Consider the following 15,064-nt stretch of genomic DNA (forward strand, 5'->3'; position numbering starts at 1 on the left):
GTTCCCTTACTGCTGGTCGTCCTTGCCGCCGGGCATTTGCCCGGCGGGTTTGCAGCGGCCTCAGACCACATGGATACCGTTCTGCACCCACAGGTGATGGCTTGGATCCTCCTGGGCCGTGTATTGGTTATAGTCGATACCGTCGGCAGTTTGGTTCCCGACCAGCGTCCAGTTGTCCGTCATGTGAACCGAGTCTTTGTCGTCCCCTTTGATGATGAGTGTGTCGGTGCCGGTTTCGGTGATTGCCACCACGTCCGCCAGGTTGAGCGTCAGCGCCACCGAACTGGTGTCGTTGAGGTCGATGACTTCGATGTCGTGCACGCGCCCGGCCAGGTTGCCCAGGTCGATGCTGGCATCGCCGCCGCCCCACAGCAGGGTGTCGGTACCTGTGCCGCCCTCGACGCTGGCGAAGTTCTGGTCGACCACCACCAGCGTGTCGTTACCTGCACCACCCTGCAGGGTGATGTGGCCACCCTGGCTGCCATCGAGGTGGTCGTTGCCGTCGGTACCGGCGATCACATCGGTGGCGGCTGCCAGGCTGGCCAGCGCTACGGCCTCGTCACCGGTGTCGGCCTGCAGCGAAGTGAAGGTGGTGAGGCCGGCAGCATTGTCCAGGTTGACGGTCAGCGTTGCCGTGTCGGTGGTGCCGTTCGGGTGGGTCAGCTCGTAGGTGAAGGTGTCGTGCTGGCCGACCACCGCCGAGGTAAGCCCCGAGTTGAGGGTGTAGGTGTAGCTGCCGTCGGCATGCACCAGCAGCGTGCCGTAGGTGCCGGTCACGCTCACCCCGTTGTAGCCCGGGATGGTGTAGGTGTTGGCCGCTGTCAGCACGCTCAGCACGGTCAGTGCCGAACCGACGTTGTCGTCACTCAGCAGGTTGCCGGTGGCTGCCGTCGCGCCGCTGACCACGAACTCGGTCAGGTGCGTGGTGGTGGCGTTGAGGCTGGTGGTGATGGAACTGAGCAGGCCGATGCCGCCGGCGGTGACACGCACGTGGTAGGTGCCAGCCCCCTGGTTCTGGAAGGTATACCCCGCGCCGCCACCCAGCAGGCTGATCAGCGAACCCCCCGGTACCGACTGCACCAGCACATACTGGCCGGTGGCCGGGTTGAGCTTGAGCAGCTCGATGGTGGTGCCGTTGAGCAGGCTCAACAGGTTGGTGGAGTTGACCACCACCTGCAGGTTGGCCGTGGTATCGGCGGCAACCGTGGTGGTGTAGGTGGCCTGGCGGGTACCGATCACCGGCAGGCTCAGCGAGCCCAGGGTGCTGCTGCTGGTGTCCACGCGGTTGGCCAGGGTGACGTGGCTGGTACCGACATCGTTGACTGCGTCGACCACCGTGGCCGGTGCAGCGTAGTTGGTGTTGCTCCAGACCTCCGTGGCTTGCGGGCTGTCGATGCGCACGTACAGGTTGGCGGTATCGGACAAGCCGTTCGGGTGCACCAGCTGGTAGCTGAACACGTCCACCTTGCCGACACTGTTCGGGCTGCCGTTAGGCGTGTAGGTGTAACTGCCATCGGCACTGATCACCAGGGTGCCGTACTGGCCCTGGACCGTGGTCGAGGTACCGGCCGAGACATAGCTGCCGTTTTTCAGCACTTGCAGCACGGCGGCGCTGTCCGGGCCACGGGCATCCACCGCGCCATCGGTGCCCACGTCGGTGATGACGTTGCCCGAGGTGGCCGTGCCGGTGCCGGTGAACTGGGTCAGGCTGGTGGAGGTGATGTCCAGCGAGGTGCTCACGTTGGTCACCAGGCCGATGCCGCCACTGCCCACGGTCAGCCGGTAGTCACCGGCTTGCAGCACGCCAATGTCCACCTGCAAGCCGATCGGCAGCACGATCAGGTCGAGCAGGCCCTGCGTGTTGCCGGTGGCGATGGTCACCCAGGCGCCGCTGGCGTCTTTAACCTGCAGGGTGAAGCTGGTGTTGTTGAGCAGCGCCAGCACGCTGTTGGTGGTCAGTGTGAGGGTCGGGTCGGCCGTGGTGCCTGCCGCCACCGTCCAGGTGTAGGTCTTGGAGAAGCCCGACAGCACTGTGGTGAAGCTGTCGGTGTAGGTCTTGGTGGCACTGACCGCTGCCAGGTTGACCGTGGCCGTGGCCAGGTTGTCGCTGGCGATGACCGGCGCGTTGGCATCCACATCCGGCGCGGTGACGTTGACGTTGCCCGACACGTTGCCGCGCGGGTCACTGAGGGTCACCGAGAGGATCTGGCCGTTGTCCTGAGGCGGGCTCAGGGTCACGGTAAAGGTGCCGCCCGGCTGCACCGTCGTGGTTTGCAGCACGGTACCGCTGGCGCTGCGTACGGTTACGGTGGCGCCCACTTCGCCAGTACCGGTCAGGGTACCGCCGTCGGCACTGATCAGCAGGTTGCCAGCAGCCGCAGGCGGGGTCAGGTCTGGTGCGGTCAGCCCAGTGCCGGTGGAGACGTTGCCGGCGCTGTCGGTGAGGGTGACGCTGAGCGCCTGGTTGTCGATTTGCGCCGCTGTCAGGCTGACCACGAACAGGCCGTTGCTGCCCACCGTTGCAGTCCCCAGCACGGTGCCGGCGCTGTTGCGCACGGTGACCGTGCTGCCGATCTGGCCAGAGCCGCTGACCGAGGTGCCGTTGGCGTTGATGGTGGCCAGCGGGGCGGCTGGCGGGGTGGTATCCGGTGCGGTCACGCTGGTGCTACCGGACAAGTTGCCCGCAGCATCCGCCTGGCGCACCACCAGCAGTTGCCCGTCGTTCTGTGGCGAGGTCAGTGTGATGGTGAAGGTGCCATTGGCTTGCACCACACCGGTACCGACCTGGCCGTTGGGGCCTTGGACCGTAACGGTGGCGCCCGCTTCACCGTTGCCGGTGAGCACCGTGCCCGCGCCGTTGATGGTGACGTTGGTCGGTGTTGCAGGCGGTTGCACGTCTGTGGCGGTGTAGCTGGTACTGCCGGACACATTGCCCGCAGCATCGGCCTGGCTCACGCCCAGTACCTGGCCGTTGAGCTGTGCGGCGTTCAGGTTGACGGTGAACACGCCACCGCCATTTACCACCGCCGTGCCGAGCACGTTGTTGCTGGCGTCGCGCACGGTCACCGTCGCCCCTGCTTCACCGGTGCCGGTCAGCACCAGGCCGTTCAGAGACAGCCCTGTCACCAGCGGGTTGGCCGGTGGCGTGATATCGGCGGCTTGCAGGAAGGTCGGCTGCGATTCGCCGCCCACCAGTGCTACAGCAGTCACCGAAATATGCTGGCCGTTGAGCTGCGCTGTGTTCAGCGTCAGGGTAAAGGTGCCGTTCAGGGTAGCGCCGCCTGTGCCGATCAGGTTGCCTGCGGCATCGTAGACGCGGATGCCCACGCCACTAGGCGCATTACCGGCCAAGGTCAGCCCGTCGCTGCCCAGCGTCACGTTGGTGGGGGGCACTGGCGGTGCGATCACTGGTGTGATGTACGTGGCGACCGCAGAGGTATTGATGCCGTCGGATTGCGTCACTGCCAAGGTTGCGAGCGAGCCCGCCGCCGGCACCAGCGTTATCTGGAAGTTACCCGCGGCATCTACCGTGCCAGTGCCGATCACCGATCCGCCGCGGCTGATGGTGACGGTGGCATTAGGCTCGCCCTTGCCGGTCAGCACATCGAACGTGTTGTTGATGGCCATGTCGGTGACCACCGCAGGCGGTGAAGTGTCGTTGGTCTGATAGGGCACAACCACCGAGGCGTTGCCCGCATCGTCCGTGGACACCACCGTGAGCAACTGGCCGTTGTTCTGCGGCGGGTTGATCGGCACGGTGAACTGGCCGTTTGCACCCACTTCCACGGTGCCTACTACGTTGTTGTTCGGGTCACGCACCGTGATGGTGGTGCCGGCTTCTGCCGTACCGGTCATCGACGTGCCTGCCGGGTTGAGCAACAGGTTATCGGGTTGCACTGGCGCCGTGAGGTCTGGCGCGTTCACCTGCAGGGGCGCCGACGGGTTGCCGGTGGCGTCCTGGGCGATGACGGTGAGGACTTCGCCGTTGATCTGCGGGTTGTTCAGGTTGAGGACAAAAGTGCCGTCCGGGTCGACCGTCACCTGGCCCAGCAGGTCGCCGTTGTTGTTGACCACGGTGACACGCGTGCCGGCTTCGGCAGTACCGATCACCTGGGTACCGCTGTCGTTGATGGTGGCGATCACGGTGGCCGGTGGCGTGATGTCCACCGCCGTGACCGAACTGATTGGCGAGATGTTGCCGGCTGCATCGGTCAGGGTTACCTGCATGACCTGGCCGTTGAGCTGCGCGCCATCGAGCTCGACGATGAAGGTGCCGTCGGCGCCCACTGTGCCGGTACCGACCTGTGTGTTACCGACGAAGACGCGCACGGTGGCGCCCACTTCGCCGACCCCGCCCAGCTCGTTGCCTGCCGCATTGAGCCGCAGCTCGGTTGCCGCCGCAGGTGGCGTGTGGTCCGGCGCCAGTACGCTGACCGGCAGGCTGACGTTGCCGGGTGGGTCGGCCTGCAGCACCGACAGCAGCTGGTTGTTGATTTGCGCGGGTGACAGTTCGACGCGGAAGCTACCGTCGGCAAGCACGGTACCTGTGCCCAGTACGGTACCGGCGGCGTTGCTCACGATTACCGTCGCGCCGGCTTCGCCTTGGCCGCTGACCACACTGCCGTCGGCGTTGATCACCACCTGGGTGAGCGGTGCTGGCGGGGTGAAGTCCGGGGTTTGCAGGGTTGCCACTGCCGACACGTTGCCGGCCGCATCGGCCTGGGTGAAGCTGAGCAGCTCGGCGTTGCCCAGTGCCGGGTTCAGGGTGATGGTGAAGTGGCCGCTGGCATCGACGATGGCGCTGCCGATTTCGTCGCCGGCCGGGTTGGTCACGGTCACCAGCGCGCCTGCTTCGCCACGGCCGGTGAGGGTGACGCCATCCCCGGAAACGGCCAGTTCGGCAGGTGCCGTTGGCGGCGTGGTATCGGGTGCGGTGATGGCGCTGGCGGCAGACTGGTTGCCAGCCGCGTCGGTCAGTACCACTTGCACTTGCTGGCCGTTGGCCTGAGGCGATGCGAGGTTGACCTGGAAGGTGCCGTCGGCGCGCACCGTAGCACTGCCCAGCACCGAACCATCGGCGGCGAGCACCCGCACGGCGGCACCTGCTTCACCAGTACCGTCAAGCAGGCTGCCACCCCCGGCGAAGGCCAGGTTGCCGGCAGCATCCGGGGCGACGCGGTCAGGGGCGATCAGGCTGACGCTGTTGGACTCGTTGCCGGCCACATCGGACTGGCTGGCGCTGAGCTGTTCGCCGTTGATCTGTGCGGCGCCCAGGTTGACGCTGAAGTTGCCGCTGGCATCGACCACCGCAGTACCCAGCTCGATACCGCCTTCGCCAAGCACGGTAACGGTGGCACCTGCCTCGCCGCGGCCACTGAGGACAAGGCCGTCGTTGGACAGCACCAGGTTGGTCAGTGGTTGCGGTGCCGTGGTGTCCGGTGCCTGCAAGGTGGCAGGCAGCGATACGGTGCCATCGGTGCCCGTTGCGCTGACCTGCAGCACTTCACCATTGGACTGTGCACTGCCCAGGTTGACAGTGAAGGTACCGTCGTTGGCGACCGGGCTGCTGCCCAGCAATACGCCGTTGGGGCCATACACCCTGACTGTGCTGCCCGCGTCGGCTGTGCCGGTCACCGACAGGCCGTCGGCGGCCAGTACCAGGTTGTCCGGTGTTGCCGGTGCCAGAACACCCGGCGCAGTGACGCTTTGCCCAGGGGAGACGTTCTGCGCGGCATCGGCCTGGACCACGTTCAGGCTTTCACCCGTGATCGCCGGCGGCGACAGGGGCACGCTGAAGTGGCCGTCGGCTGCCACTGTGGCGGTGCCCAGCAGGGTACCGTCAGGTGCCCGCACGGTCACGGTTGCGCCTGCTTCGCCATTACCTGTCAGGGTGGCGCCACTGGCGGAAACCGCCAGGTTGGTCACGGCGGCTGGCGGCGTGGTGTCGGCTGCGGTGTAAGGCGCGGTCGGCGACACGTTGCCGGCTGCGTCGGTGGCGGTCACCTGCAGGGTCTGGCCATTGGTCTGGGCATTGTTCAGGTCGACCTGGAAGGTGCCGTTGCTGCCGGCTACCGCCGTGCCCAGCACGTTGCCGCTGGCATCGCGTACGGTCACGGTGCTGCCGGCTTCGGCGTTACCTGTCAGTTGCAGCCCGGTACCGGACAGGGCGAGTGCGGTGGGTACCGCAGGCGGGGTGAAGTCCGGCGCGGTGACCGCCACGGCGGGGGAGGTGTTGTTGCCCGCGTCGGTTTGCGTAACGCTCAGGTGCTGGGCGTTGAGCTGAGCACTGTTGAGTGTGAGGGTAAAGCTGCCATTGGCCGCCACCAGGCCGGTGCCGATGATGGTGCCATCCGGGCCGCGTACGGTGACTGTGGCGCCGGCTTCGCCCAGGCCGGTCAGGGTCAGGCCGTTGTTGTTCAACGCCACGTTGGTCAGCGGCGCGGGTGGGGTCAGGTCCGGGGTCGTCACATTGACTGCTGGCGAAGTGTTGCCGGCGGCATCCACTTGCGTGACGCCGATAGCCTGGCCGTTGGCTTGCGGGGTGTCGAAGGTCACCGTGAAGTGACCGTCGGCGCCCACCGTGGCGGTGCCTAGCACGCTGCCGGCGGCGTTGCGCACTTGCACAGTAGCGCCCACTTCACCGCTGCCGGACAGCTGCCGGCCGTCCTGGCTCAAGGCCGGGTTGGTGATGGCGGCGGGTGGCGTGCGGTCTGGCGTGGCCAGGTTGGCCGGCCCGGAGACGTTGCCGGCAGCATCGCTGAGAGTAACCTGCAGCGGGCTGCCGGTGGTTTGCGCGCTGGGCAGGGTTACCTGGAACTGGCCGCTCTGGTTGACGGTGCCGGTGGCCAGGATGGCGCCACTGGCATCGCGAATGGTCACTGTGGCGCCGGCTTCGCCCTGGCCGCTGAGCACGGTAGCCGCGCTGTTCAGGCTGAGGTTGCTGGCCGCCAGCGGTGCTTGCAGGTCGGGCGCTTGCAGGGTGGCCGCGAGCGAAACGTTACCGGCAGCGTCTGCCTGGGTCACGATCAGGTTCTGCCCATTGGCCACGGCGGGGGTGAAGCTGACGCTGAACAGGCCATTGCTGCCGACCGTGGCAGTCCCCAGCAACGTGCCTTGGGCGTCTGTCACGCGCACGGTTGCGCCCACTTCGCCCTGGCCGGTCAGCGTGCTGCCGGTCGCGTTGAGGGTGACCTGGGCCGGCGCATTCGGTGCCGTGGTGTCATTGGCCACGACGATGGCTGGCACCGAAGGCTCGCCATCGACGGTAGCCTTGGCACTGACCTGCAAGGTCTGGGCGTTGAGCTGGGCATTCTGGAAGAACACACGGAAGGTGCCGTCGCTGCCAACCGTGGCGGTACCCAGGGTGGTGCCCCCGGAAGTCACGGTAATCAGCGAGCCGACCGTACCTTGGCCGGTCAGCAGGAAGCCGTCGGCGCTGATGGCAAGGGCCGACGGTGTGGCCACTTCCGTGCCTGTAGGGCCAGCTACTGGCACCTCGGGTGACTCATTGCCGGCAGGGTCGATCACCACCACAGCCACGGTCTCGCCAGTTGTGAGCGGCGGGTCGACCGGCACCACGAAGGTACCGTCCGGCCCTACGGTCACTGTGCCGCGCACGGTGTCATCCGGGTTGCGGATTTCTACAGTGCTGCCAGGTTCGGCAGTGCCGCCGACAGTGCCGCCGTCCGGGCTCACGCTAATGCCGGTGGCCGGCAGTGGGTCGGTGGTGTCCGGGGCGGTGGCAGAGACCGGCGCCGAGTCGTTACCGGCGGCGTCGGTCACCACCACGGTCACGGTCTGGCCATTGTTCTGCGGGGTATCCAGCGGCACGCTGAAACTGCCGTCCGGGTTGACCGGCACAGTGATCACATTGCCGGCCCCATCGCTCACGGTCACCGAACTGGCGCCAGGTGCGTTACCAGTCACAGCAGTGCCATCGCCATTGACGACCACGTCGGTGGGGAGTGCCGGTGGCGTGATGTCCGGAGCGAAGATCTGTCCGGGTTCCGAGGTATTGCCGGCGGCGTCGATCAGCGTCACATCGAGGGCCTGGCCGTCCAGTTGGGCGGGCGACAGTGGCACTGTGAAGTTGCCGCCTGCCGGGACGACGATGGTGCCTATCAACGTGCCGTCGGCAAGCCGCACTTCTACCGTGGAACCTGCCTCACCGGTACCCTGGATGGCGCTGCCGCCCGGGGTAATGGAAAGGCCCGCAGGCGCAGTGGGCGCAGTGCTGTCGTCAGCGGTGAAGGTGGCCGACGGCGAGGCATTGCCGCCGCCATCGATCAGCACCACCGACAACACTTCACCGTTGGTCTGGGCGGGGGCAAGTGTCACTTCGAACGTGCCGTCCGGATTCACCGGTATGGTGCCCAGCAGGTCGCCTGCAGCGTTGCGTACCTCTACGGTGCTGCCAGCCTCACCCTGCCCGCTGAGCACTGTGCCGGTAGGGTCAAGGCCCAGGCCTTGTGCCGGCAGCGGTGCCTCGAGGTCAGGTGCAGTGACGGTGCCAGCGAGCGAGTCGTTGCCAGTATTGTCGGCCTGGGTGACAGACAGCGTCTGGCCATTGAGCTGTGGCGGGTCGATTGTCACCTGGAAGGTACCGTCAGGCTGGACCGTTGCGGTACCCAGTACTGCGCCACCTGTGCCGGTCACGGTCACCTGCGCACCAGGCTCGCCGCTGCCGCTCAGGCTGCTGCCGTCGCCAGCCAGAATCAAGCCGGTGGGTATATCGGGTGCCTGGGTATCCGGTGCTGGCAAGTCGACCGCCGCTGACAGGTTGCCAGCCGGGTCGCGTTGCTCCACGGTCAGTGCCTGGCCGTTGGTCTGCGGCGTATCGAGGGTGATTTCGAATGCCCCGCCACTGCCGACCACGGTGCTGCCCAGCACGCTGCCGTCCGGCCCGCGCACGGTGACGGTGGCACCGGGTTCGCCGTTGCCGGTGACCGTGGTGCCGGTGCCATCGATGGCCGGGGTGGTGACCACTTGCGGAGGGGTGGAGTCGGGTGCAATGAAGTCTACGGGCCCTGCGCTGTTGCCCAGGTTGTCAGTGGCTTCGACTGTGAGGCTTTCACCATTGCGCTGCGGTGCGTTGAGGGTGACATCGAAGCGGCCGTCGGCGCCTACGGTGGCGGTGCCCAGCACGTTGCCGTCGGCGTCGCGCACGGTGACGATGGAACCGTTCTGGCCTTGGCCGGTGAGGTGAATGCCAGCGCTATCGATGGTCAGCCCCGAGGGTTGCAGTGGGCCATCGGTGTCCGGTGCCACGATGGTGGCGGTCGAGGTATTGCCCGCTGGGTCGCGCAGCACCACGTCCAGTTCCTGGCCGTCGGTCTGCGGTGGGTTCAGGACCACGCTGATCACACCGTCGTTACCGACCTGGGCGTTGCCCAGCACAGTGCCGTCGGCACTGATCACCTGTACGGTGGTGCCCGGTTCGCCGCGGCCGGTGAGCAGGCCACCATCGGCACTCAGTTGCAGTTCGCTGGCTTCATTGGGCGGGGTGATATCGGGAGCGGTGATCTGGGTCGGCAGCGAGCTGTTGCCAGCGCCATCAACCGCCACCACATCCAGGGTCTCGCCATTGGCCTGGGCCGGGCTCAGGCCGATGGTGAAGCTGCCGTCCTGGCCGGCCTCAACGCTGCCCAGCACATTGCCCTGTGCGTCACGCACTTGCACCTGCGTACCGGCCGGTGCAGTACCGGAAACGCTGGAGCCGTCGCCGGCCACCACCACGCCGCTCGGGCTTTCGGGCAGCGGGGTATCGGCAACGGTCACACTGACCCCTGCCGAGGTATTGCCGGCGGCATCGGTCTGCACCAGCACGATGTTCTCACCTGCGGTCAGCGGTGCGTCCAGGTCAACCACGAAGGTGCCATTGGGCGCCACGATGCCAGAACCGAGCACAGCACCTTGGGTATCACGCACTTCCACCGTGGCACCGGGCTCACCACGGCCAGACACGGCCAGGCTGCCATCGCCTGCCACCACGTCGGTGACGATCGCCGGTGCGGTGATGTCCGGCGCCACATAGCTCAACGGCACCGAGGTGTTGCCTGCCGCATCGGTCACAGTGATGGACAGGGTTTCGCCATTGGCCTGTGGCGGGTCGAGGGTCAGGCTGAAGCTGCCATCTGGCCCTGCAATGGCGCTGCCGATCAGGTTGCCCGAGGCATCTTTCACCTCCACCCGGGCGCCCCCTTCTGCAGTGCCGACCAGGCTGTCGCCATTGCTCAGCACCAGGTCGGCTGGTTGCAGCGGTGCTACCTGGTCCGGCGACGTCAGTGGGCTAGGTGTAGAGACGTTGCCGGCAGCATCGGTCAGGGTTACTTGCAGCGACGAGCCATTCACCACCGGGGTTGGCAGTTGTACATTGAAGGTGCCATCCGGTTGCACGGTGCCGCTTACCAGCACCTGGCCCTGATCGTTGCGCACCTCTACAGTGGTACCTGCTTCACCACGGCCGGACACCGTGCGGCCATCGACGCTGATGACCAGTTGGGTGGCAGGCGCTGGCGGTGTGGTATCACCGCCGTTATCAATGATCGGCGCGGTGACGGTACCGGCTGTGGAGGCGTTGCCTGCAGTATCCGTGGCGGTCACCTGCAACTGCTCGCCCGCCACTTGTGGCGGGGTGAGGCCGATGCTGAACGTACCGCCGGCACCCACCACGACGCTGCCCAGCACGGTAGTGCCGTCGGCTGCCAGCACGCGCACGGTGCTGCCGGCTTCGGCACGCCCGGTCACCACGCTGCCATTGGCGCTGACAGCGAGTTCGCTTGGTGCGGCAGGTGTGGTGATGTCCGGTGCGGTCACTTGTACCGGCAGTGACGAAGCCCCGTTGCTGTCGATGGCGACCACGTCCAGCAACTGGCCGTTGGCCTGGGCCGGGTTGAGCACCACGGTGAAGGTGCCCTCGGCACCCACCACGATGCTGCCGACCACGGCGCCGTTGGCATCATGGACTTCCACGCGGCTGCCGACCGGCGCGGACCCGCTGACGCTGGTGCCATCCGCAGCGACTACCAGGTCGCTCGGGCTGGCCGGTGTGGCCACCAGCGGTACGTCGAAGGTCAAGGCCTCGGAGGCATTGCCGCTGGCGTCGGTCTGCACCAGGCTCAGGCGCTCGCCCGGCAGCGCGGCCGGGCCCAGGTCGAGCAGGAAGGTGCCGTTGGCGGTCACCGTACCCGTGCCGATCACGGTGCCATTGACGTCGCGTACCTCGACGGTAGCCCCGGCTTCGCCGCGACCGCTCAGGGTCAGTCCGTCTGCACCGACCACGATGTTGCTGACTGCGGCAGGCGGCGTGGTATCTGGCGCATCGAACTGCAATGGGGTCGAGACATTACCCGCGGCGTCCACCAGGCGGATGTCGAGGACTTCGCCATTGGCCTGGGCAGGGGACAGGGTCACGCTGAAGCTGCCGTTCGGGTTGACCACGCCAGTGCCGATCACGTTGCCCGAGGCGTCGCGCACCTGCACGGTAGCGCCAGCTTCACCGCTACCGGTCAAGGTAACGCCGCCGGTCAGGTCCAGGCCGGTCGGCTGGGCGGGGGCCTGCAGGTCTGGGGTGGCCACCGTGCCAGGGGTGGAGGCATTGCCGGCGGCATCGGTCAGCACCACTTGCAGGGTACTGCCATCGTTCACCGGCGGGGCCAGGGTGATCTGGAAGGTGCCATCCGGGTTGACCGTACCGTTGGCCAGCACGTTGCCTTGGGCATCGCGTACTTGCACGCTGGCGCCCGCTTCGCCACGGCCGCTCAACTGGCCACCGGCGAGGCCGACGACCAGGTTGGTCGGGGCCTGGGGTGGGGTGGTATCGACACCGTCGATGTCTGGGGCCGTGACACTACCGGCGCTGGAAGCATTGCCGGCGGCGTCGGTGGCGGTGACTTGCAGCACTTCACCGTCCACCTGTGCGGGGCTGAGGGTGATGCTGAAGCTGCCCGTGGCGCCCACTACCGCCGTGCCCAGCACGGTAGTGCCATCGGCGGCCAGCACACGCACGGTGCTGCCCGCTTCGGCACGGCCGGTGACGACGGTCCCGTTGGCATTGATCGCGAGTTCGCTCGGGGCGGTCGGGGCGGTGATATCCGGCGCACTGATCTGCACCGGCAGGGACGATGCCCCGGTGCCGTCGATGGCGACCACATCCAGCAGCTCGCCGTTGGCCTGGGCCGGGTTGAGGATGACGGTGAAGGTGCCTTCGGCGCCCACCACCACGCTGCCGACCAGGTTGCCGTTGGCATCGCGGACTTCCACGCGGCTGCCGGCCGGTGCAGCACCCGTTATGCTGGTGCCATTCGCGGCCACTACCAGGTCGCTTGGGCTGGCCGGGGCAGGGGTCAGGGGCACCTCGAACTGCAAGGCTTCGGACGCATTGCCGCTCGGGTCAGTCTGTACCAGGCTCAGTGCGGCACCCGGTTGAGCCGCCGGGTCGAGGCTGACCACGAAGGTGCCGTTGGCGCCGACCGTGGCGGTGCCGATGACAGTGCCGAGGGCATCACGCACTTCGACGGTGGCACCGGCTTCGCCGCGACCGCTGAGCACCAGGCCACCGGTACCGACCACGACATTGCTGACAGCAGCCGGCGGGGTGATGTCCGGTGCATCGAACTGCAGCGGTGCAGAGCTGTTGCCAGCAGTATCCACCAACCGCACGTCCAGCGCCTCGCCATTGGCCTGGGCCGGGAACAGGGTGACGCTGAAGGTGCCGTCTGCGTTGACCAGGCCGGTACCAATCACGTTACCGGCGCTATTGCGCACTTGCACCGTGGCGCCAGGTTCGCCGCGGCCAGTGAAGGTGACGCCATCGGCCAAGGCCAGTTCGGTCGGCTGTGTCGGGGCTTGCAGGTCTGGCGAGGCGACCGAGCCCGGTTGCGAGACGTTGCCAGCGGTATCGGTGAGGGTGACTTGCAACGTGCTGCCGTCGTTCACGGCAGGGGACAAGGTTACCGCGAAGGTGCCATCCGGGCCGACGGTCCCGGTTGCCAGTACAGTGCCTGCGGCATCGCGCACCTGCACGGTGGTGCCGGCCTCGCCACGCCCGCTCAACTGGCTGCCGGCGAGGCCGATCACCAGGTTGGTCGGTGCGTCAGGTGGCGTGGTATCGCCCCCGTCGATGTCTGGCGCGGTGACCGAGCCAGCGGTCGAGGTGTTGCCTGCCGCATCGGTGGCGGTGACTTGCAGCACTTCGCCGTCGACCTGTGCCGGGTCCAGGGTGATGCTGAAGCTGCCCGTGGCGCCCACCACCACGCTACCCAGCACGGTGGTGCCATCGGCGGCCAGCACACGCACTGTGCTGCCCGGTTCGGCACGGCCGGTGACTACCGTACCGTCAGCGTTGACGGCCAGTTCGCTCGGGGCGGCAGGTGCGGTGATGTCCGGTGCGGTGATCTGTGTTGGCAGGGAGGACACGCCAGCATCGTCGATGGCCACCACGTCCAGCAGTTCGCCATTGGCCTGGGCCGGGTCGAGGACCACGGTGAAGCTGCCGTCAGGGCCAGCCACGATGCTGCCAATCAGCGTGCCGTTGGCATCATGTACTTCCACGCGAGTGCCGGCAGGTGCCGTGCCGCTGATGCTGCTGCCGTCTTCGGCGAACACCAGGTCGCTGGGGCTTGCCGGGGCGGTGGTCAGCGGCACTTCGAACTGCAGCGCTGTGGAAGCGTTGCCGCTCGGGTCGGTCTGCACCAGGCTCAGTTGCTCACCTGGCTGCACCGCTGGGTCGAGGTTGATAAGGAAGGTGCCGTTAGCGGCGACCACACCGGTGCCGATCACGGCGCCGTTGGCATCACGCACTTCGACGGTGGCGCCGGCTTCGCCGCGACCACTCAGGGCCAGGCCGTCGTTGCCGACCACGATGTTGCTGACCGCAGCCGGCGGGGTGATGTCCGGTGCATCGAACTGCAGCGGGGCAGAGCTGTTGCCGGCGGTATCCACCAGGCGTACATCCAAGGCTTCGCCATTGGCCTGGGCGGGCGCAAGGGTAATGCTGAACAGGCCATCGGCACCGACGATGCCGGTGCCGACGACGGTGCCGGCGGCATTACGGACTTGCACGGTGGCACCGGGTTCGCCGCGACCGGAGAAGGTCACGCCGTCAGCCAGGGCCAGCTCGGTGGGCTGGGCAGGGGCCTGCAGGTCCGGCGAGGTGACCGAGCCGGGTTGCGAGACGTTGCCAGCGGCGTCGGTCAGGGTGACTTGCAGCGCGCTGCCGTCGGTAACGGCAGGGGTAAGGGTAATTGCGAAGCTGCCATCGGCAGCGACAGTGCCGGTGGCCAGCACAGTACCTGCTGCATCGCGTACCTGTACGGTGGTGCCGGGTTCGCCGCGCCCGCTCAGCTGGCTACCGGCCAGGCCGATTACCAGATCCGTCGGGGCTGCCGGTGGCGTGGTGTCGACGCCGTCAATGTCCGGCGCGGTCACCGCGCTGGGGGGTGATGTGTTGCCGGCGGCATCTGTTGCCGTGGCTTGCAGCACTTCGCCGTCGATTTGTGGCGGAGCAAGGTTGATGCTGAATACACCGGTCGGACCGACCACGGCCGTACCCAGTTCGGTGCCGTCGGCGGCCAGAATACGCATGGTGCTGCCCGGTTCGGCACGGCCAGTCAGGACGCTGCCGTCAGCGCTGACGGCTAGTTCGGTCGGGGCGGCGGGTGCGGTGATGTCCGGCGCGGTGACCTGCGCAGGCAGCGAAGATACGCCGCTGCCATCAATGGCGACCACATCCAGCAGTTCGCCGTTGGCCTGGGCCGGGTTCAGCTCGATGCTGAAGGTGCCATCGGCATTGGCGATGGCGCTGCCGATCAATGTGCCGTTGGCGTCATGCACCTCCACGCGAGTACCCGCCGGGGCGGAACCGGTGAGGGTGGTGCCGTCGGCATCGATGGCCAGGTTGCTCGGGCTGACTGGTGCAGTGGTCAGCGGTACGTCGTATTCGACGGCCACAGAGGCGTTACCGCTTGGGTCGGTCTGTACCAGGCTCAGTTGCTCGCCCGGCTGCGCGGCTGGATTCAGGTCGATGAGGAAGGTGCCGTTGGCACCGACTACGCCAGAGCCGATG

1 protein-coding gene is annotated in these 15,064 nt (G+C 67.1%); it reads right to left on the bottom strand.

Annotation, left to right across the window (positions count from 1 at the left end):
- Nucleotides 1-60 precede the first annotated feature (60 nt).
- Nucleotides 61-15,064: BapA/Bap/LapF family large adhesin (locus tag E8E78_RS11015; RefSeq protein ID WP_280313617.1), on the bottom strand; the 15,004-nt coding region annotated here is incomplete at its 5' end.

Origin of the sequence: Pseudomonas sp. BN505, from assembly GCF_029873175.1 — a bacterium.
Taxonomy (GTDB): domain Bacteria; phylum Pseudomonadota; class Gammaproteobacteria; order Pseudomonadales; family Pseudomonadaceae; genus Aquipseudomonas; species Aquipseudomonas putida.